12 protein-coding genes are annotated in these 23,393 nt (G+C 34.9%); 8 read left to right on the top strand and 4 right to left on the bottom strand.

What is annotated here, in order from left to right:
• Positions 1-111: 111 nt before the first annotated feature.
• The 4 genes from BM239_RS00750 to BM239_RS00735 all read right to left on the bottom strand — a co-directional run bounded on the left by BM239_RS00750 (position 112) and on the right by BM239_RS00735 (position 9,123).
• Entirely contained in the window at positions 112-3,015 is a 2,904-nt protein-coding gene (locus BM239_RS00750; protein ID WP_092205746.1) for an alpha-amylase family glycosyl hydrolase, read from the bottom strand.
• A gap of 64 nt (positions 3,016-3,079) precedes the next feature.
• Positions 3,080-4,429, bottom strand: a complete 1,350-nt coding sequence (locus BM239_RS00745) for a SusF/SusE family carbohydrate-binding protein (RefSeq protein ID WP_092205745.1) — start codon at positions 4,427-4,429, stop codon at positions 3,080-3,082.
• 19 nt (positions 4,430-4,448) lie between these two features.
• Entirely contained in the window at positions 4,449-5,993 is a 1,545-nt protein-coding gene (locus tag BM239_RS00740; protein WP_092206733.1) for a RagB/SusD family nutrient uptake outer membrane protein, read from the bottom strand.
• Positions 5,994-6,003: 10 nt separating this feature from the next.
• Complete coding sequence (locus BM239_RS00735) at positions 6,004-9,123, bottom strand: SusC/RagA family TonB-linked outer membrane protein (protein WP_092205744.1); 3,120 nt, start codon at positions 9,121-9,123, stop codon at positions 6,004-6,006.
• A gap of 234 nt (positions 9,124-9,357) precedes the next feature.
• Here BM239_RS00735 and BM239_RS00730 point away from each other — a divergent pair, with 234 nt between their 5' ends.
• From BM239_RS00730 to BM239_RS00695, 8 genes are all read left to right on the top strand, one after another.
• A complete protein-coding gene (locus tag BM239_RS00730) occupies positions 9,358-10,398 on the top strand; it encodes a LacI family DNA-binding transcriptional regulator (RefSeq protein ID WP_092206732.1) in 1,041 nt (346 codons plus the stop codon).
• Positions 10,399-10,529: 131 nt separating this feature from the next.
• Complete coding sequence (locus tag BM239_RS00725) at positions 10,530-11,903, top strand: MFS transporter (RefSeq protein ID WP_092205743.1); 1,374 nt, start codon at positions 10,530-10,532, stop codon at positions 11,901-11,903.
• On the top strand, positions 11,904-12,560 hold the full coding sequence (gene pgmB / locus BM239_RS00720) for a beta-phosphoglucomutase (protein ID WP_092205742.1): 657 nt from the start codon (positions 11,904-11,906) through the stop codon (positions 12,558-12,560).
• A gap of 55 nt (positions 12,561-12,615) precedes the next feature.
• The gene (locus BM239_RS00715) at positions 12,616-14,922 is read left to right on the top strand and encodes a glycoside hydrolase family 65 protein (protein WP_092205741.1); all 2,307 of its coding nucleotides are present in this window, start codon (positions 12,616-12,618) and stop codon (positions 14,920-14,922) included.
• Positions 14,923-16,788 carry a glycoside hydrolase family 13 protein gene (locus BM239_RS00710; protein WP_092205740.1) on the top strand — a complete coding sequence of 622 codons (1,866 nt, stop codon included), beginning with the start codon at positions 14,923-14,925 and terminating at the stop codon, positions 16,786-16,788.
• A gap of 8 nt (positions 16,789-16,796) precedes the next feature.
• Positions 16,797-20,279 carry a TIM-barrel domain-containing protein gene (locus BM239_RS00705; protein WP_245758163.1) on the top strand — a complete coding sequence of 1,161 codons (3,483 nt, stop codon included), beginning with the start codon at positions 16,797-16,799 and terminating at the stop codon, positions 20,277-20,279.
• Between the two features lie 5 nt (positions 20,280-20,284).
• Positions 20,285-21,724 carry an alpha-amylase family glycosyl hydrolase gene (locus BM239_RS00700; RefSeq protein ID WP_092205739.1) on the top strand — a complete coding sequence of 480 codons (1,440 nt, stop codon included), beginning with the start codon at positions 20,285-20,287 and terminating at the stop codon, positions 21,722-21,724.
• 3 nt (positions 21,725-21,727) lie between these two features.
• Positions 21,728-23,383, top strand: coding sequence for an alpha-amylase family glycosyl hydrolase (locus BM239_RS00695; protein WP_092205738.1), 1,656 nt, complete (start codon positions 21,728-21,730; stop codon positions 23,381-23,383).
• The last annotated feature ends 10 nt before the right edge of the window (positions 23,384-23,393 follow it).

The raw sequence follows: 23,393 nt of genomic DNA, 5'->3' as shown, positions 1-23,393 counted from the left end.
AATTTTAGAAGTGTAAATGAGGGTAAACTTATAAAGTAAAAGAATAAAAAAGGTTCGATTAAATATCGAACCTTTTTGGATAAAAAAAGCTATTAATCACCTAAAAATAAATCAGATTTTTACAAGTTTAGTGGTTGTTTGACTTCCTGAATTATTTTTTGCTTTTACGATATAAATGCCATTTTTAAGATTTGAAATATTAAACTCTGAATTTTTTATAAAGGAACCTTGATAGGCTTTGACTAATTTTCCTGTTATATCATAAATTTCCAAATTAGAGATAGCTGTATTTATAGAAAATGAAGTATTTACCGGATTTGGATATAATTTAAAGGTCTCATTATAACTAAAATCAGTTGTATTTAAAGTACTGTTGGTATTCCCAAATATTCTAAATTCGCCAGCAGGTACTGAAATTGGTGCGGAAACATTTGATACGTTGATAGTTGATGCTCCAGTTTCATCCATTAAATCATACCATGTACCAGTAGAAGTAAAATTAGGCACTATACTTTGCGCAGTGACGTCAAAATTAATTAGAACAATAACACTATTTAGGCTCGTATTAGGCAAATTTGCATCAGAGACAGAAATACGTTGTTTGAGGTTAGAGTTTTGGGTTTCAATACTGTAAGTGCCCTCAAAAACAGGTTCATTAATTTTAAGATTAATTAGGCGAGACCAGGTATTATAAATACCATTTCTGTTAACATCATTTGGCCAGTTTTGAGCCCATTGTGGTTGCGGTTTTGTGTCTAGTTTACAGTCGCCATTACCACCTCCAGGTTCATTAACTGTGCCATTATTACAAGTGAAAATGGAATTTTCCATACCGAGTTCGCCAAAATGCCAAATCATTTTTGGACCCGGAACCGTAAACAATGCAGCACCAACACTAGACATGCGTTTTGTTCTATTTTCTAGAGTTTGTGTATTTTGTCCGTTGGTGTTTCCGTGAGTTAACACATCATATAGAACACGTTCCTCATCATGACTTTCTGCATAACCAACCAATCTGTTTGCTGCAAAACCACGGCTTTCACTCCCAACACCTGTAAGGTTTCCGCCAGCACCATTATTAACGCCATTCGGATCTGTAGCATAACCTCGTGCTAATACAGCATATGGGTCTGTCATTTTACCCCAAAGCATGATGCCTTTTCCTTCATCTAATCTATAATCTGCCCATTGACGTTCTTCGGCTGCAGAACCTAAATGTTCAAATATAACATAATGTGTGTCATCAAGACTCCAGCTATAATCAGCATATTCTTTTAAAACGGCAACGCGATCTGGTTGGGTGCTATTAGTACAACCTTCGTCGTTTGGAGAGCAGTTTTGTGTAAACCCTTTAGTTAAATCCCAGCGAAAGCCATCAATGTGAAATTCTTCAATCCAATGTTTTACAACACGTTTGGTATAATCTTTTGTTCTGGGGTTTGAGTGATCAAAATCACTACCAACACTATAACTATGTGTGGCAACTTGATTAAAATAAGGGTTTTCAGCGCTAGGTCCTCCCCAACCATCACCATCAGGATCATCCATCCACATTCGTACCATTGGGTTTCTTCCAAAAGCATGATTTAATGCTACATCTAAAATAACGGCAATACCATTTTGATGACAGACATCCACAAATTCTTTGAACTTATCTTCAGTTCCATAAAATTTATCCAGTGCCATATGAAAAGCTGTATTATAGCCCCAACTTTCATTACCCTCAAATTCCATTACAGGCATTAATTCAATAGCGTTAATGTTTAGATTTTTAAAGTAATCTATTCTGTTAATTAGATCTTGAAAATTTCTATTTAAATCAAAATCACGGATAAGAACTTCATAAATCACTAAATCTTCTTTTTTAGGTTTTTCAAAGTCCGTTACTTGCCAATTGTAAGGTGTTTGGCCAGTTTGTAAAACAGTAACTTCACGTTCTTGACCTTGTGGATAAGCTGGTATGTTTGGATACGAATTTGAAGGAATTCCTGGGTCATCAAACGGAGAAAGAACGAGCGTAGAATATGGGTCGGCTGTTTTAACAACTGAAGGTGAATTTGCTAAGGGAGTTTTGTCCACCACCCAATATTGATAGGTCTCTATTTGTCCTGGTGTTAATCCAGTAAGTGTTATCCAAAATTTATTGTTTCGCGTAGGATCTTTCTTCATAGCATATGCTGAAGTGGGTTGGTAATTATTAAAGCTACCTGCTACATATACAAAATCTTTTGCTGTAGCATATAAAACGAGAACTGCTTCCGAATCATTTAAATAAGTGATACCATCTTGGTAGTTTGTTGGCATAACAGCAATTTGATTTCCAGGGTCAATAAGCACATTAAACCTTTTTGTTATAGTGCTACCATTTAATGACACTTCTAGCTCATAATTTTTGTTGGTAACAATGTTTGAGTCAGTATAGGAGTAACTGGCTATGTTGTTTTGCGTGTTTATAATAGTTCCGTTGGCTTTTAATACATAGTTTGCATTGCCTCCAATATTTGAGGCCGTAATTTCAAAATCTTGGTTTTGATTTAAAATAGTAGTTGAGTCTTGACTTGGACTGGTAAGTGTAACTTGAAAGGTTCCAACATCAAAAATAAAATTTGAACAGCCAGTAGCTTTCAGTTCTTGAGTGCCATCTGCATTTCTAAAAACCATCCCCATTTTGGTAACAACTTGTTCTTGTTGAGGTGTTAGCGAAAAATAGGTGTTGGGTGTTAACGTAATACTCCATATACCATTTCCATTGTTGGTCATTTCACCTATTCCATCGTCTTGGCCCCAGTTTCCTACAACACTTGTTCCATATTCGTTACCATCTGTTCCTAAACCTAAATGGGCATATACTTTACTTGGATTATTTAGTCCATTACAGTCAGTAGCATTACTGTTTAAATTAACAGTAATAGTTATGGACTCATCAATCTCAAATGGATTCGGAGAAACAGATACTTGTCCAAAAGTTATTTGTGTTAAGAATAAAGAGATACAAAAGCAGTAGAAATTTTTCATAACTATTTTTTAAATTGAAAAAGGGACTGATTAATAAAACAGTCCCTTTTTATGAATAAGTGTATTATTGAATTTTATTCAGTTGGTATGTTCCAGCGGCTAAATCAAGTCTTACACGATATAAACCTGCGGTAACGTCTATGTTATCACCACCAGCATCTAAAGTGCCATCGGCTCCAGTATCACCAAAATCACTATCCCATGCATTGTTATAACGGAATTTTATTTGACCATCAATTAATGTTACAATATCGCCTACAAGAATATCAGGTTGAATTTCACTTAATGAAAAATCTGCTGTTGCTCCCCAATCATTATAAGCACCACCAACAACACCTAAAATATCATCTTCAACTATAGAATAAACATTATTATTAAAATCCAATGTTATTAAATAATGTCCAGCGGTAACATCTATATTATCTCCGCCAGGCTCTAGTGTTCCGTCAGCACCTGTATCACCAAAATCTGTAGTCCATTCGTTGTTCTGTCTGAATTTAATTTGGCCATCCAATAATCTAACACCAACTTTAAAAGTGTCTGTTGTGTAGTCATAATAGAATTTAGCATCCTCAAAAGCACCCCAATCATTGTAACCATCACCTACAACACCCCAGGAAAACTCTTCCATGGTATAAGTATTATCGTTTAAATTGATTGTAATTTTGTAGTTACCAGCGGTTACAGGAATATTTGCGCCTCCAGCTTCTAGACTTCCATCTGTATCATTATCACCTAAATCGCTATCCCATGCATTATTTTCACGGAATTTAATTTCACCATCTACTAGCGTTACATAAGATACAATTACGTTAGCTTCGCTGGTTGTGTAAAATTCGCCATCGGCAAAAGCACCCCAATTATTGTAACCACTACCAACAACACCCCAAGAAGCAATTTCTATTCCTGAACCACCACCTGTTGTTGCTGGTGGTAAGTACACGGTTATTGGTTGTGCTGGAGAAAAAGATTCTGTTGTTGAAATAGCGTCACCAACAAAAGCACGGACTCTAAAAGTTAGCATGCCTGTATCTGGTTCAGGACTTCCAGAATCATTATCAAGACCAGCTTCTGTTGCTAATTCCTTTAACTTACCAATAGATAATGTTAAGTAGGTTTCAGAAGTTGCTTCACTAACAACTGTTGCATCTGTAAAATCTCCTAAAAGTGAATGTTGAATTTCGTAAGACACATTCGTTGGAGTGTCAAAATCGGCTGGATTCCACGTAAACGCAACACCAATATTATCATTGGCATCTGTGCCAGGTGTTAAAACATATTGTTGTAAAAATGTATTTGTAAAAACGAGTTCACCTTTGGGTTGTGCTACAAATTCCAAATCATCGTCTGTTTGACATGCCTGAAAACCTAGGCTTAAAAGAAAAATAGCAGCTATAATTTTTATTGTTTTCATAATAATTGTTTTTTAATTTTTAATATCCTGTGTTTTGTTCAAGATTTGGATTTGCACTAATTGCTTGTTCGGGAATAGGGAACAGGTTGTAATATTCCGGAATAGATGCCCCATTTTGGACATTTCCTTTCCATGGCCAGACGTAGCTTCCTCCTGTGAATCTTCCAAATCTAATAAGATCAGTTCTTCTATGACCTTCTAAATTTAACTCACGAGCGCGTTCATCAATAATGAAGTCTAGAGTTAATTCACTAATTGTAATTGTAGACGCGTTAGCACGTTCTCTTACATCATTTACCAAATCGCGCGCTTTACTTAAGTCTGCACCCGCAGCACCACGAATAGCACATTCAGCATACATGAGGTTGGCATCAGCTAATCTGTATAATGGGAAATCGGTACTAGAAAATGATGTTGTTAGGTTTGTTGGATTGAAAAAATCTGTGTTTCTGAATTTAATAGATGGATAGCCATCGGTCCATTCTTTATAATCTGTCATGGTGTAATTATGACCATCGGTCCAGAACAGTTCAGCACGTGTATCTGTTGAGGTGCTTAAATCACCAAATAAACCATACCATGCTTCTGTTGCTCGGTGACCTTGCCATCCTTCTGCAGCACCAAAGTCTGATAATGTCATGGTATCGGAACTTAAATTTCCATTAACGATATAAGTTGTGTTCCCAAAACTCTGACTATTTACAGCATCTGCTAATAGCGGGAATATTATTTCTGGAGATCTATCATTATCACCAGAAAAGTTTTCAAGGAAATTATCTGCTAGTCTATAACCACCTTCATCAATTACTTGGTTTAAATAAGTTACAGCGGCATCATATCTACTTTCGCCTATATATACTTCTGCATTCATGTACAATTTAGCAAGTAACATGGCTGCTGTAAATTTGTTGGCACGACCATAGCCATTGTTAGGAGCCATAGTTGGTTGAATTTCTAATAATTCAGATTCTACGTAATCAAATAACTGGCGTCTAGTTGCTTCTGGTAGAGGATCGGTTTGGCCTAAATTTTCTTCAGTTGCTAACACGCCTTTTCCAAAAGTGTCTATTAAATAAAAATACGCTAACGAACGTAAAAAACGTGCTTCAGATAGTGCTTCAGCTGCGTCTGGAATATCTGTAGAGGTGTTTAAAATGGAAATTAAGTTATTACACTGTGGAATGGTATAATACGCTCGGTTATATAGATATCTAAAAAACTTATTATTGGCGTCCCAGTCTGATGTTGTTGTCAATTGGTCTAAACCATCATCTCCCCATCTATTTTTCATGCCGTCGGCTGTGAAATCTTGAAGGTTAATAATACCTCTTAAAAATGGCGATTCACCAGGATCATCGCTAATGTCTGAACTTCCAGGTCCATTTGGTCCCGAAAGTGCAAAAGACGCATATAGTCTGGAAACAATACCTTCAATGGCATTTGGATCGTCTTCTAAAATCTGTTCCAAAGTTAATTCAACCTTTGGTTCTGTATCTAAATCATCAGTACAAGACACCATAGTTAGTGTCAAAAGTCCTATTAATGTTAAAAATATTTTTCTCATAGTTATTTTTTTAAAAATCAAAATTAACACCCAAGGTGAAGGTCGTTGGTCTTGGATAAAAATCACGCTCAATACCACCTGGGTTTTCAGGATCTAAACCTGAATAATCTGTTATAATGAAAGGATTTGAAACCGCACCATACATTCTAACATTTCCATTTTTAATCATATTATCAAATGTGTAGCCTAGCACAATATTGTTACAACGTAAAAATGTAGCATCTTCTAAGAAATAATCTGAAAATTGAATATTGCCGTTTACAGTTTCAAAAGCTGGATTGGCAGCACCATCATAAAAATTTAATGCATTGGTAATGCTATTATTATTTGCTGGTACGACTGCATCTGTAAATCCATAGTTTAATTTATTAAAATTATATAAATTTCCACCCACTTGACCTACAAATCCAGATGATAAATCCCATTTTTTATAGCTTACGTTTAAACCAAAACCATAAGTCCAATTTGGTGCTATTTGAGCATAGTATCTATCGTTATCATTTATGATGTTATCGCCATTTAAATCAACAAAAGCACCTGGAATTGGGTTTCCATTGGTGTCATAAACCTGTTTAAAAACATAGGCGCTTTGTGCTTGCTCTCCCACAACATCACTTAATAGGAAAGATCCTGTGCCACGTAAACTTCCTCCTCTATTTATGTTTGCTTGACCACCAATATCGGTTACCTCGTTATAAACATATCCAACATTTCCATTTAGTGATATGTTCCAATCTTCCGTTTGATAGGCATTCATATTTAAGTTTACTTCAAAGCCTTTACCTTCAATTTCACCCACATTTTTAACAAATGTATCAGAGAAACCTTGCCCTGGTGGTACGGTTACACGTGCTAATAAATCGTCAGTGAATTTCTGATAAATATCAAAAGAACCAGAGATAAAGTTGTTTTTAAAGAAACTAAAATCAATACCTAAATTATAGGTGGTAGTTTTTTCCCAAGTTAAATCTGGGTTAAATGGTAAGGCAGAATATAGGCCTGCTCCAGGAATATACTGACTACTGTTACTTCCTGCAACAAATAATGGTGTATTTGGATAATATCCTACAGCAGCGGTAATATCTTGTTGGCCTGTTTTACCCCATCCAATACGTAATTTTAAATCGTTTACGAAATTGGCATTTTTCATAAAATTCTCGCTTTTTATTTTCCATGCAAAGGCAGCAGCTGGGAAAAAGCCCCAAGCATTGCTATCCCACGGGTCATCTGCAACAAAAAGTGAAGATGCATCCGCTCTTAAAGAAAACGTGAATAAATAACGGTCTAACAGATCTACATTAGCTCTACCAAAAAAGGACTGTAAATTCATTTCGTTGTAATAACGGTTATTTAAATTTGCAGGATTTTCGTTAACTTCTCTCAATCCAGTTATTTCGTTGTACCTGTATTGTTCTGAATTTCCATCATTTTTAAAGTTTTGATAAGAGTATCCTAATTGTGCATCAAACTTACTTACAAACGTATCGTTATAGGACTTGGTGTATTGCGCAAAGGCATCTAACGTGGTATTTGTAAGGGTTTGGTTTTCTCGGTAGTTTACACCAGGGTTAAAAACAAAGTTATTATTAATGTCTGTGTTTTCACTATTAAAACGATAGGTTGCTGCTGCATTATCATAAAAACGTTCTGTTTTATCGGATTTTGAAGCATCTAATCCTAAATTCACCACAGCACGTAAGCCAGGTAAAAAGTCGAAGGCATAATCTAACTCTAAATTACCTAAAAAACGCGTAGTGCGTTCAGGACGATCACGTTGCTCTAAAAGTGCCAATGGGTTGTACTGCCCATCTAATATTAAATTATTGCCATCTACATTGGTGTTAAAATAGTAGCCACCAAAACGATTGTCACTAGCTGTATTATAAACAGGTTTAGTAGGGTCAAAAACTAATGAGCCACCTAATGCACCACCAACATCGGCTGCGTTTTTATCAGCATACGTTACTTTGGCATTTGTTGTTACTTTTAGTTTATCATCAAAAAATTTAGGGGATAAGTTTAAGGAAGCGGTTACACGCTCATAATCATCTGTTTTAACAACACCTTCGGCATTCGTATAACCAACAGACGCTCTAAATGGCAATGCATTAAATAAGTAAGCACGCGAACTAAAATTGGTGTTGGATGTGAAAGCGGTTCTCAATACATTGTCTCTCCAATCGGTGTTATAAATTGCTCTACTTTCTAAATCTCCATCACTATTTGTGACTTGTATAATTTGTGAAATGGCTTCATTTGTTTGAACAGATCCTAGTGTCACACCAAGTTTGTTTGCTAATTCAGGATGGTATTCTTGAATAAAACGCACATATTCGTTACTCTCAAACATATCTAAACCATCTTTAGCTTTGTTGATAGACATGTCTGTAGAAAAATTAAATTGAGGTGCTCCTGAAGTTCCTTTCTTGGTGGTAATTATAATAACACCATTGGAAGCTCGTGAGCCGTAAATAGCCGTTGCAGATGCATCTTTTAATACAGAAAAACTTTCTACATCATTTGGGTTTACTAATGATAGTGGGTTACTAACTCCTGCAGGATTAATATTGGATAATGGGACACCATCAATAACAATAAGTGGGTCATTTCTACCACTTAATGATGAGCCACCACGAATTCTAATATTTAAGGCAGAGTCTGGTTGTCCACCAGAATTTGTAATACGCAATCCGCCTACTTTACCATTTAATAATTGGTCTGTGGAAACAATATTACCTTTGTTGAAATCTTTTGTTGTTACCAGTGAAACAGAGCCTGTAGCATCACTCTTTTTAACACTGCCATATCCAATTAAAACGACTTCGTCTAATTGGGCAGCATCTTCGGCAAGAACTACATTTAATGTGTTTTCATTACTGTATGTAATTTCTTTGGTTACATAACCTACATAAGAAAAAACTAATATATCGCCATTCGTTACTTGTAGTTGGTAGTTGCCGTCAAAATCTGTGGCAGTACCCTTGGTGCTTCCTTTAATTATGACATTCACACCAGGTAAAGGGAATGAAGATCCTTCTTCAGTTACTGTTCCAGAAACTTGATTTTGAGCTACTAAAAAAGTTGGCAACAAAAGCAATAGAAACAGTATGCTATTAAAAGTTGTTTTCATAAATTTTTTTGAATTAGTCTTAAATTTATTTAATCATATTTTCACTTCTCGAGGTTAAATCTATGTAAATTTTAAGGAAAAAAAGTGCCCATCTTTGTTATATCCTTAACGAAAACGTTTTCGTGTTAACAACTTTTTAACAGATTGTAATTTTGGGCAATAAAAAGCATAAAATCTGATAATGGAAGCTGTTATTATGATATATTTATGCAAGATTTTTTGAAAAAAGAAGCTATGAAGCGAAAAGTAACCTTAAAACAAATTGCAAAAGAATTGGATGTTTCTATTTCTACTGTTTCCAAAGCTTTAAGAAATAGTAAAGAAATTAGTGAAGATACTTGTAATAAAGTTCAAGCTTTTGCAAAACTGTATAATTACAGACCTAATAATATTGCATTAAGTCTAAAAAACAGAAAAACAAAAACCATCGGTATTATAATTCCTGAAATTGTACATCATTTTTTCTCCAAAGTAATTCGAGGTATTGAATTGGTTGCCAATAAACGTGGTTATAATGTTATTGTTGGTTTATCTAACGAATCGTTTTCGAAAGAAGTAATTAATATGGAAATGTTAGCTAATGGAAGTATAGATGGGTTTATTTTATCCATTTCAAAAGAGACTTTATTACAGCAAGATTACCACCATTTTAATGAAACTATAAACCAAGGGATGCCAATTGTTATGTTCGATCGAGTGGTTAACGAAGTTAATTGCGATAAAGTAATTGTCGATGACTTATTAGGCTCCAAAAATGCGGTTAAGAAATTAATAGATAACGGCTGTAAAAACATTGCACTTATTACAACTAAAGATTATGTAAGTGTTGGTAGGTTAAGAACTCAAGGATATTTGGAGGCATTAGAAGAAAATAAGTTAGAGCCACAATCTAACCTTATTTTAAAAATTGTTGAAGAGTTAGATTCAGAAGATCATTTAGAAGATTTAGAGGCTGAAATTGAGGGACTGTTTAGAGGGAATAGTAAAATAGATGGTGTCTTTACAGTTAATGAATTATATGCCTTAACGGCTATGAAAGTAGCCAGAAAACTTGGAAAAAACATACCCGAGGATGTTCAGATTATTGGGTTTACAGACGGTGTTTTGTCTAAACACGCTACCCCAAGTTTAACAACAGTAAGACAACATGCCCAGCAAATGGGCGAAAAGGCTGCTGAATTATTAATAAACAGGTTGGAAGCCGAAGAGGACGATGAGCACTACAAGACCGTAGTTATTGAAACTAAAATAATTGAACGTAATTCAACCAAATAAAATTTAACAGCTGCTTATTTAAAAACTTTTATATATTTACACCCAAATCAAAACTTATATTTTCACTTCTCGAATAGGTTTTGATGAGTTCTAAAAGCTTGTCAAAATAGTATAAATTAAAACATACTATTATGAAAAAGCATGCATTAGGGTTTTGGGAAATCTGGAACATGAGTTTCGGTTTTCTAGGAATCCAATTTGGCTTTGCATTACAAGGAGGCTTCATGTCTCGTATCTTTCAAACACTTGGTGCTGAAAAAGATGCCATTCCATTATTGTGGATTGCTGCACCTTTAACAGGGCTTTTAGTGCAACCTATTATTGGGTATTTAAGCGATAGAACCTGGAGTCCTAAATGGGGACGCAGACGTCCATATTTTTTAATTGGTGCTATTTTAAGTTCTTTAGCGCTGTTTTTCGTACCTCATTCGCCTGCTTTATGGGTGGCAGCAGGACTTTTATGGGTTTTAGATGCGTCTATTAATATTTCTATGGAACCATTTCGGGCTTTAGTAGCCGATAAGTTACCCAATTCTCAACGTTCCTATGGGTTTGTTATTCAAACATTAATTATCGGTATCGGAACCTGGATTGCTAGTAATTTACCTTGGGTTGTCTCACAACTTGGTGTCAGTGATGCTGCTCCGCAAGGTGTTGTGCCTATGTCTGTGAAAATTGCTTTTGGTATTGGTGCTGCCGTTTTTTTATTAAGTATTCTTTATACAGTTTTTACAACTACAGAATATCCTCCAGAAGATATGGAAGAATTTGAAAAGGAAAAAGCTAAAAAAAATCAATTTATACCAGACATTCTCAATAATATTGGAAATATGCCACTAACCATGAAAAAATTAGGGCTAATTCAGTTTTTTAGTTGGTTTGCTTTTTTTACTATGTGGAGTTTAGCTAATCCCGCTTTAACCGAACATGTGTTTAATACACCTGCTCCCATTGAGTCAGCTTACGATATGACTATTTCTGCTCAAGCACAGGCATTTGATGTGGCCAATACAGCTTTTCAAAAATCATCCAATTTAGTAGGTTCCGCTATGGGAATTTATGGGTTGTCGTCCATGGCATTTGCTTTAATTTTAGCATTTTACACCTCCAAACGCCGAATTAATAGAAAATACGTGCATTTAGGCTCCTTAATTCTTGGCGGAATAGGGTTTTTGTATATGTACTTTGCAACTCCTGAAACTTTAAAATACAGCTTCATTCTTATAGGTATAGCTTGGGGAAGTATCTTGTCCATGCCGTATGCTATGTTATCTAGCTCAGTAGACCCTAAAAAAATGGGTGTTATTATGGGTATTTTCAACATGTTTATTGTTATTCCACAAATTATTGCTGCCTTGGGCGGTATTAATTTTGTGTCTAACTTGTTAGGAGAAGAAACAATAAATGCCATGACGGTTGCTGGAATAAGTTTAATAATAGCAGGCTTATGCAACCTACTCATAGTAAATAAAGATGCTATTTCATATCAAATAGAAACGGATTAAATGATGAAAAAAGGATTTATATTCGATTTAGATGGCGTAATTGTAGATACTGCAAAATACCACTATCTGGCTTGGAAAAAGTTAGCGCAAAGTATCGATGTGCATTTTTCGGAAGCTGAAAACGAACAGCTCAAAGGTGTGAGTCGCGTAAAATCGTTAGAAAAAATTTTAGAATGGGGAAATAAAACCATTTCAGAATCTGATTTTATGAAATTAATGGCGCTAAAAAACGATGATTATCTAGGGTATATAAATACGATGAACGAATCGGAAATTCTGCCAGATGTTCTAAAAGTTTTAAAGTTTTTAATAGAAAAAGAACAAGGCATTGCTTTGGGGTCGGCTAGTAAAAATGCACGAACCATTTTAAAGAAAGTCAATTTGTTTCATCATTTTGAAGCTATAGTAGATGGTAACGATGTGGTAAAAGGAAAACCCAATCCAGAGGTATTTCTTTCAGCTGCAAAGGCCTTGAATATTAATCCGGAACACTGTATTGTTTTTGAGGATTCCGTAGCTGGAATTCAAGCGGCCAATACCGCGAATATGATTAGTATTGGAATTGGAGAATCATCTGTTTTACAAGAAGCAGATTTTGTATTTGCAGATTTTACACACATCAATTCTCAATTTTTAAACGAATTAATTAATAAATAAAAATAAGTAACTGCCAAAACATCTAGTTACACACAATCTATTAAGTACAGCATTCATGAATTTAAATTATATACAACCAAATAGTTGGTCCATTATAGAAGAGGGTTTTAACGCTAATCACGTTAAAGCGTCTGAAAGTTTATTTAGTATCGGAAACGGTGCTATGGGGCAACGTGCCAATTTTGAAGAGCGTTATTCGGGTTCCAGTTTTCAAGGAAGTTATATAGCAGGTGTCTATTATCCCGATAAAACACGTGTGGGTTGGTGGAAAAATGGGTATCCAGAATATTTTGCTAAAGTCATAAACGCTCCAAGCTGGATTGGCATTAACGTGATTGTAAATGGAATTGATTTAGATTTGTTCACGTGTAAAAAGGTATCTGACTTTAAGCGGGAATTAAATATGAAAGAAGGATGGTTAAGTCGCACCTTTACGGCTATTTTGCCCAATGATATTGAAGTAAAAGTTGAAACTAAACGTTTTTTAAGTCTCGATTTAGACGAAATAGGAGCTATTAATTATCAAATAACACCCATTAATACTTCGGCAGAAATAGTGTTTCAGCCTTATATAGATTCTAATATTAAAAATGAAGATACCAATTGGGAAGATAAATTTTGGAACACCACTAAAGTAAGTCACGAAAATAATCAAGCATTTATTTTAGCAGAAACCATGAAAACGGCATTCCATACGTGTACATTTATGGAATCTAAATTGTTTCTTAATAACGAGAAACTTGAAAAAAATCCAGAGGTTGAAACAAATGAGCAACAAGTTTGTTTTAAGTATACCCAACATGTTAAGGCAAACGAAACGTACAGCATTCATAAGTTTGGTGGCTATACCGTTGATAGAAATCATAATAAAAATGAATTAATTATAGCAGCCAAAAAGGTTTTAGAAAAAGCGACTAATTTAGGTTTTAACGGTTTACTACAAACACAAATTGCACAATGGGCAAATATTTGGAAGCTTGCCGATATTACTATTGAAGGCGATGTAAAAGCACAGCAAGGTATTCGTTTTAATATTTTTCAATTAAATCAAACGTACTTAGGTACGGATTCCCAATTAAATATTGGTCCAAAAGGTTTTACCGGTGAAAAGTATGGTGGAAGTACTTATTGGGACACGGAAGCGTATTGTATTCCTTTTTACATGGCAACTAAAGACCAAAAAGTTGCACGAAATTTATTAGAATATCGTTACAATCATTTGGAGAAAGCTATTGAAAATGCTGAAAAATTAGGCTTTTCACACGGAGCAGCCTTATACCCAATGGTCACAATGAATGGTGAAGAATGCCACAACGAATGGGAAATTACTTTCGAGGAAATTCATAGAAATGGAGCTATTGCTTTTGCTATTTTTAATTACTATCGTTTTACTAACGATTATTCATATATCCCTGAAAAAGGACTGGAAGTTTTAATCGGTATAGCTAGGTTTTGGCAACAGCGATCCACCTTTTCAGCAGACAAGAATCAGTATGTTATTTTAGGTGTTACAGGTCCTAATGAATATGAAAATAACATTAATAATAACTGGTATACAAATTACATTGCTAAATGGTGTATTAATTATGCACTTGAAAATCTAGAAATAGTTTCTAAAGAGCATAATTCAGATTTCAAACGTATTTGGGATAAGACAAAATTAACAGATTCCGAATTGTCTAAATGGAAATCCGTAGCAGAGAATATGTATTTTCCTTTTTCTGAATTGAATGACGTATTTCTTCAACAAGATGGTTTTTTAGATAAAGAATTGATTACGGTTCAGGATTTGGATGCCTCTCAACGGCCTATAAATCAAAAATGGTCTTGGGATCGTATTCTGCGTTCACCATATATAAAACAAGCAGACGTTTTGCAAGGTTTTTATTTTTTCGAATCAGATTTTACAACGGAACAATTGGAAAAACATTTCGATTTTTATGAGCCATTTACTGTTCATGAAAGTTCTTTGTCTCCTTGTGTTCATAGTATACAAGCTGCAAAATTAGGCAGAATGGAACAAGCCTATCAATTCTATTTACGTACCTCACGTTTGGATTTAGATGATTATAATCATGAAGTTGAAGAAGGCTTGCATATTACCTCTATGGCAGGAACTTGGATGAGTATAGTAGAAGGTTTTGGCGGTATGCGTGTTGTAAATAATATGTTGTCTTTCCAACCCAAAATTCCAAAACAATGGCAATCGTATTCTTTCAAAATAAACTTTAGAAATCAAATACTGAAGGTTCATGTCTGTCATGATGGGAATCAATTTGAATTGGATGGGACTGAAGAACTTGAAATTTTGGTAAACGGCGAATCCATTAAAATTGTACCAAATAACTTAATAGAAGCATAAATGTTGAATCGTCTTTTCCTTCTAATTATACTGGCTATACCAGTTTTAAGTTTGGCACAAATCGAGCGTGTTGAACCACCAAATTGGTGGGTTGGAATGAAGACAAACACATTGCAACTTTTAGTTAAAAATCCAGATATTGGTAATGCAACGCCTAGTATTACTTATAAAGGCGTCCGGATATTACAGGTTCATCAGGCAACTAGCAAAAACTATTTGTTTATAGATTTAGAGATTTCAAAAGATGCTCATCCAGGGACTTTTGAAATTGTTTTTCAGTCAAATACTGGCGAGAATTTAACCTATAACTACCAGCTTTTAGAACGTGAAGTGCCAGCAGAGAACCTTATGGGTTTTAGCAGTCAGGATGCTATTTATCTTATTACGCCAGATCGTTTTGCAAATGGTGATTACTCAAATGATATTGATATTTCACTTCAAGAAAAAACAATAAATAGAAACGATGATTATGCAAGACATGGTGGTGATATTCAAGGTATAATTAATCATATAGATTATATTTCCGATTTAGGTTTTACTGCAGTTTGGCCATCGCCACTACTGACAAACAATATGAAATCTGCTTCGTATCACGGTTATGCTATAACCGATTTTTATCAAGTAGACCCACGTTTTGGGACACTAGCCAATTATAAAAGTTTGGCTGCTAGTTTACGTAAAAAAGATATGAAGTTAATCATGGATATGGTAGCCAATCACTGTGGAAGTAATCATTGGTGGATGCAAGATTTTCCGTTTAAGGACTGGGTTAATCAACAAAGTAATTTCGAAAATAAACGGCCAATAAACAATTCAAATCACAGACGTACTACCAACCAAGATCCGTACGCTTCTAAACGTGACAAGGCAGAGTTTCAAGAAGGCTGGTTTGTTGAGGCCATGCCAGATCTAAATCAGCGCAATCCGTTTATGGCAACTTATTTAATCCAGAATAGTATTTGGTGGATTGAAACACTTCACCTAGGTGGTATTCGTCAGGATACCTATCCGTATCCAGATAAGGATTTCATGGCAGATTGGGCTGGTGCAATTATAACAGAGTATCCCAATTTTAGCATTGTAGGCGAAGAGTGGAGCGTAAACCCTTTGCTTATTGCTTATTGGCAAACTGGACATAAAAATAAAGATGGTTACGAATCTAATTTAAAGTCTACAATGGATTTTGCCATGCAAAAAAATATTGTTGATGCGCTCAACGAACCCGAAAAGTGGGATCAAGGTTTGGTTAAAATCTATGAAGGATTGGCAAACGATTTTAGCTACACCAAGCCAAGGGATATTATGGTATTTATGGATAACCACGATATGAGTCGCATTTTCACACAGTTAAAGCAAGATGTTACAAAAACTCAAATGGCTTTAGGGTATCTATTAACGCTCCCAAGAATTCCACAAGTGTATTACGGAACCGAAATTTTAATGAGTGATCATGAAAAGCCTGGCGATCACGGATTAATACGAACTGATTTTCCGGGTGGTTGGGCGGACGATTCTATAAACGCTTTTACAGGCGAAGGCTTGTATAAAGACCAAAAAAATATGCAAAGTTTTTTGAAATCTATACTAAACTACAGAAAATCTAGCAAAGCCATTACGGAAGGTAAAACCGTACATTTTGCACCTTTTTTAGGAACATATTTTATGTTTCGAACGTTTAAAGATGAAACCGTGGTTGTTATATTAAATAAGAATGAAACACCAATAACTATCGATTTAAAACGCTATCTAGAAATAGGTTTAACGGGTAAAACTTTAACGAATATTGTTTCAGGAAATCAAGTAGAATGGTTGGAATCAATGACTTTTAATACATCAGGTATAACCATACTTTCAACTAAAAAATAGTTTTAAAAATGATACAAAAATTAGGGTGTTTTCTAGCGTTGTTTATAGGTTTTAATGCCTTTGCTCAAGTCACTATTCTGGTTGAAGAACTTCCTAAAGAAACGCCAGAAAATGCATCAATATTCATTTCTGGAAATTTCGAAGGCTGGACTGGCGGCAATAAAAAGTATCAATTAAATAAAAAAAATGATACTTATAGTATCACACTGCCTAAACAACCTGAAGCAATTCTTTTTAAATTTACACAAGGTTCTTGGGCCTCTGTTGAATGCGATAAAAACGGATTGGCTTTAGATAACCGAACCTATAAATTCACTGAAACAGCAGATACGTTACGGGTAAAAATTGCCAGTTGGGATAATTTATTTAATCCAGAAAAAGGCAGGTCTGCAGCATCAAATGTGACAATCTTAGCCGAAGACTTTTACATGCCTGAACTGGATAGAAATAGACGTATTTGGATTTATTTACCTCCAAATTATAACACTTCAAACAAATCATATCCTGTTGTTTATATGCATGATGGTCAAAATTTATTTGATAAAAGCACGGCATATTCTGGCGAATGGCAAGTAGATGAAACGTTAAATAATTTATCAGAAACTAAAAATCTGGAACTTATAGTTGTCGGTATCGATCATGGAGACGACAAGCGTTTAGATGAATATTCGCCATGGAAAAATAATAAATATGGAGGTGGTGAAGGCGATAAGTATCTTGAATTTATAGTTAATACTCTAAAACCTTATATCGATTCCAAATATAAAACCCTTCCAAATAAAAAAGATACCGCAATTTTTGGAAGCTCTATGGGTGGCTTAATATCCTATTACGCGGCTTTAAAATACCCAAAAACATTTGGGAAAATTGGTGTTTACTCACCTTCATTTTGGTTTTCTCCAGAGGTTAGTGCGTTTTCAAAATATAACGACAGCCTTAAGGATACCGATATCTATTTTTTAGCCGGAGGAAAAGAAGGAGGTAATACTACATTCGAAGAAATTAATCAGACCGTCAGGGATATGAATCGTATTTCTGGGACGCTTCAGGAACAAGGTTTTCCAGGTCAAAATATGCATATAAAGGTTGTTCCAGAAGGTGAGCATAATGAAAAATTATGGCGCACTAGCTTTGAAGAAACCATACTTTGGCTTTTTAAAGACCGAGTCAAACAGCGTGAATTTATCAGTGCCAAAATAGCTAATAACACAGTTTCAGTTTCGGTTTCTGATGGCGACTATTATATTAAGTTTTATTCGCCTCAAATTGCAGAAACAACATTCGTTCCTGAAGGTGAAATTCAAAATAAAAAATCACATGCAGTTATTTTAACAGATAATTATTCCGCTACACAATACCTGGAGACAGCTAAAAAAATTACATTTAAAACCTCTGAATTATCTGTCCAAATTGATAAAAAACCATTTCATATTTCCTATTGGTATAACGGAAAAGAAGTTACATCAGAAAAAAATGGCTATCAAAAAACAGACGGATATGAAACCATTCAGTTTAATTTAAAAGATTCTGAAGTTTTATATGGAGCAGGTGCCAGAGCACTTGGGATGAATAGACGTGGAAATCGACTCCAGCTTTACAACAAAGCGCATTATGGTTATGAAACGCGTAGTGAATTAATGAACTTTACCTTGCCAATAGTTATATCATCACATACCTATTTGTTACATTTTGACAATGCACCAATTGGCTTTTTAGATTTAGATAGTCATGCTAATAATACATTGACCTACGAAACTATTTCTGGACGAAAAACCTATCAAGTTGTGGTAGGAGATTCTTGGTTGAATTTAATTGATAACTATACCAATTTAACTGGAAAACAACCCCTGTTACCACGTTGGGCTTTGGGTAATTTTTCCAGTCGTTTTGGTTACCATTCGCAGGAAGAGGTTATGGAAACAATTGATAAATTTATAGAAGAAGATATTCCAGTAGATGCTGTAATTCTAGATTTATATTGGTTTGGGAAAGATATTAAAGGTACTATGGGAAATTTAGAGTGGCATAAAGACTCTTTTCCAAATCCTAAACAGATGATAAAGACTTTGCGAGCTAAAAATGTCGAAACTATTTTGGTAACCGAACCGTTTATTTTAACAACATCTAACCGTTGGGAAGAAGCAGTAGCTACAGATATTTTAGCAAAAGATTCCATTGGAAATCCTTTTAAATATGATTTCTATTTTGGAAATACAGGTTTAATAGACATTTATAGCAACCAAGGTAATACATGGTTTAAAAATATATATAAAGGGCTAGCCACACAAGGTATAGCTGGGTTTTGGGGCGATTTGGGAGAGCCTGAAGTACATCCTTCTAAACTCATTCATGCAACAGGAACTGCTAACGAAGTTCACAATATTTATGGCCATGATTGGGCAAAATTAGTATATGAGGCTAATTTAGAAGTCAATCCAAATAAGCGACCTTTTATTTTAATGCGTGCTGGATATTCGGGGTCACAACGTTATGGTTTAATTCCTTGGTCTGGTGATGTGAATCGTACTTGGGGAGGATTGCAGAGTCAGCCAGAAATTGCACTCCAAATGGGTATGCAAGGATTGGCATATATGCACAGCGATTTAGGTGGTTTTGCAGGTGCCAATTTAGATGATGAGTTGTACGTTCGTTGGTTACAGTATGGCGTTTTTCAACCTGTTTATCGACCACATGCTCAAGAGGAAGTGGCAAGCGAGCCTGTTTTTAGAAGTGAAAAAGCCAAGAATCTAGCCAGACAAGCTATTAAGCTGCGCTACGCTCTTTTGCCATATAATTATAATGTTATGTTTGAAAACCATCAAACTGGTGCACCACTCATGCGTCCTTTGTTTTTTGAAGAACCTAATAATCCAAATCTGTCAGGTTATTCGGAAACATACCTTTGGGGACACGATATTTTGGTAGCTCCAATTTTGAAACCAGATGTTAAGGAAAAGACTGTTTACTTTCCTAAAACAGGTAATTGGTATGATTTCTATACGGATGAAAAAATAGTTGGTGGTCAAACACAAACAATCCAAACCAATGAAAATAATATTCCAACCTATGTTCGTGCTGGTGCTATAATACCAATGACTTCAGAGTTACAATCAACAAAGGCTTACAACGGAAACAATCTCGTTTTACATTATTATTTTGATGCTTCTATAAAAGAAACCAAATCCACTGTGTATAATGATGATGGAATAACAACCAATGCTTTTGACAAAGGGGAATATGAATTATTGACTTTTGAAACAGAACTACAAAAGAATGGTTTTGAATTCGAAATGGAAGCTGAAATAGGGGCAAATTTTCAAACTACTAAAAAGAACATAACTCTTGTAATTCATAACATAAGAGCAGCACCAAAACAGATAAAAATTGGTAAAAAAAAGGTTGTGGTTCCCTATAACCCTCAAACCCATACTATAACAATTCCAGTAGTTTGGGACACTGAAAACGAAATAGAAATTAAAATTAAATACTAGTTAAAATGAAAAAGTTACCCGTATTATTACTTGCTATTGTAATGGTTTTTTCTTGCAAGCAGGAAAAATCTGCAAAACAAGTTTCTTCTAAAGTTGAAACTGTAGAAACTGAAACCGCACAATTAGAACCTATTTCAGATAGTATTATGGAAACAGCCGTTATTTATGAAGCAAATATTCGGCAATATTCACCCGAAGGAACGTTTGATGCGTTCACTAAAGATATTCCGCAACTGAAACAATTGGGTGTTAAAGTTATTTGGCTTATGCCTGTTTTTCCAATTTCGGAAACTAAACGGAAAGCCACAGGAGGTGAGAACAGTAAATTTGCAAGCGATTTCCCTGAAGAGGAACAATCTAAATATTTAGGAAGCTATTATGCGGTGTCAGATTTCACCAAAATAAATCCTGAATTTGGCACTATTGAAGATTTTAGAGAGCTGGTAGCCCAAGCTCATGAAAATGGCATCTATGTTATTTTAGATTGGGTACCAAATCACACAGGATGGGATCATACCTGGATTAAAAATCATCCAGATTATTACACCCAAAATGAGGCTGGTGAAATTATTCATCCAAAAGATACGGATTGGACAGATGTTGCCGATTTAAATTACGATAATCAAGACATGCGTAAAGAAATGATTGCGGATATGGAATACTGGATTACCAATGAAAACATTGATGGCTTCCGTTGTGATGTTGCTGGCTCTGTTCCTACTGACTTTTGGGAACAAGCTATTCCAGAATTACGAAAACAAAAGGATATTTTTATGTTAGCTGAAGCTTGGGAGCCAGAATTGCTAAAAGGCAATCTTTTTGATATGGCATATGCATGGGATGGTCATCATTTATTGAATAGTTTAGCGAAACAAGAGAAAAGTTTGAAAGATTTTAAGACCTATATAGATAAGGTTTCAAATGACTATGAAGCAAATGATATTTTGATGAATTTTGTAACCAATCATGATGAAAATTCTTGGAATGGAACAGTAAAAGAACGTATGGGCAAAGCATCAGAAGTTATGACAGCCTTAACTTATGTATTACCAGGAATGCCTTTAATTTATTCGGGTCAAGAGTATGATTTAGACCACAGATTAAAGTTTTTCGAAAAAGATTCATTTCCAAAAAATAAAGGAAATACCTGGAAATTATTAGAGCAGTTAGGTGTATTGAAACAAACAAATGATGCTATAAATGGTGGCAAGAATCCAGCATCTTTTAAAATTTTGGAAACCTCGAATGTAAATATTCTTAAAATTGAACGTGAGAAGAATGGTAAGAAGTTGGTGTTTATAGCCAATATATCTGATGCTGTTCAAACAGAAAAAAATACCCTTGTTGGTACTTTTTTAGATTACATGGCTGACAAAACCGTAGATTTTAAAGCAGATGAAACAATAGCGTTACAACCTTGGGAATACAAAATACTAATTAAATAAATTATGAGGCAATTATTATTTCTATTCAGTATTCTAGTTTGTATAAGTTGTAAAACTGAAACTACCAATCAAGTTACTGAAACACCAGCCTTACCATTTGTTTGGGAAGGTGCCAATGTGTATTTTATGTTAACGGATAGATTTAATAATGGCGATACGTCCAACGATGTAAATTTTAATAGAACTGCCGAAGCTGGAAAACTTCGTGGTTTTGAAGGTGGTGATTTAAAAGGTGTCACTCAAAAAATTAATGCTGGATATTTTACAGATTTAGGCATTAATGCCATTTGGATGACACCAGTGGTAGAGCAAATTCATGGCGGCACCGATGAAGGAACGGGAATAACGTATGGTTTTCACGGTTATTGGACTAGCGATTGGACAGCTATAGAGCCCAATTTAGGAAGTAAAGCGGATTTAAAGGAGCTGGTTCAAGCTGCACATAAAAAAGGTATTCGCATAATTTTAGATGCCGTAATTAATCATACAGGTCCAGTTACCGATAAAGACCTTGTTTGGCCAGAAAATTGGGTGCGTACCGAGCCTCAATGTACTTACCAGAATTATGAAACAACAGTTGCTTGTACGTTGGTAAAAAACCTACCAGATATTAAAACAGAGCGTAACGAGCCTGTAGAATTACCAAATCATTTAATAGAAAAATGGAAGAAAGAAGGCCGATATGAAGAAGAAATAGCAGAACTAGATGCTTTTTTTAACAGAACAGGTTATCCTCGTGCGCCTCGTTTTTACATCATGAAATGGCTTACGGATTATATTACGGAGTTCGGAATTGATGGTTATCGGGTAGATACCGTAAAACATGTGGAGGAGTCTGTCTGGCAAGAATTTAAAGTAGCATGCGATTATGCTTTTTCTAAATGGAAAAAAAGTAATCCGGATAAAGTTTTAGATAATAACAACTTTTATTTGGTAGGCGAAGTTTATAATTATGGTATTTCAGCTGGAAAAGCTTTCGATTTTGGGGATAAACAAGTTAATTATTTTGATAATGCTTTTAATAGTTTGATTAATTTTGAATTAAAATGGCAGGTAGCACAACAAACACATGAAACTATTTTTAGCACCTATTCTAATATACTGAATGGAGATTTAAAAGATTATGGCATCATGAATTACTTGAGTTCTCATGACGATGGTCAGCCTTTTGACGCTAGTCGCCAAAAGCCATTTGAAACAGCCACCATGTTATTATTAACACCTGGAACATCTCAAGTTTATTATGGTGATGAATCAGCACGTTCATTACAAATAGAAGGCGCTGTTGGCGATGCTACCTTGCGTTCTAAAATGAACTGGCATGATATAAATAATCGTATTCAGACTCAAAAAATATTAGCACATTGGCAAAAGCTGGGGCAATTTAGAGCCAAACATCCAGCTGTAGGCGCAGGTATTCACCAGATGATTTCCAATGAGCCCTACGTTTTTAGTAGAACCTACGAAACCAAAGATTTTAAAGATGAGGTGGTTATCGGTTTAAATCTTAATCCAGAACCATTAGTCTTAAATGTTTCAAATATTTTCAAAGATCAAACAGAACTACATGACGCTTATTCTGGGCAAACTGTTCGTGTAGAAAATGGTAAGATAACATTAAGCTCACCTCAAAATATAGTGCTTTTAGAACGACTTTAATTTTAGCCAA

It is taken from the genome of Algorimicrobium echini (assembly GCF_900115185.1).
Taxonomy (GTDB): domain Bacteria; phylum Bacteroidota; class Bacteroidia; order Flavobacteriales; family Flavobacteriaceae; genus Algorimicrobium; species Algorimicrobium echini.
The sequence above is the reverse complement of the archived record's forward strand: the minus strand, read 5'-3'. Positions and strand labels throughout refer to the sequence as shown.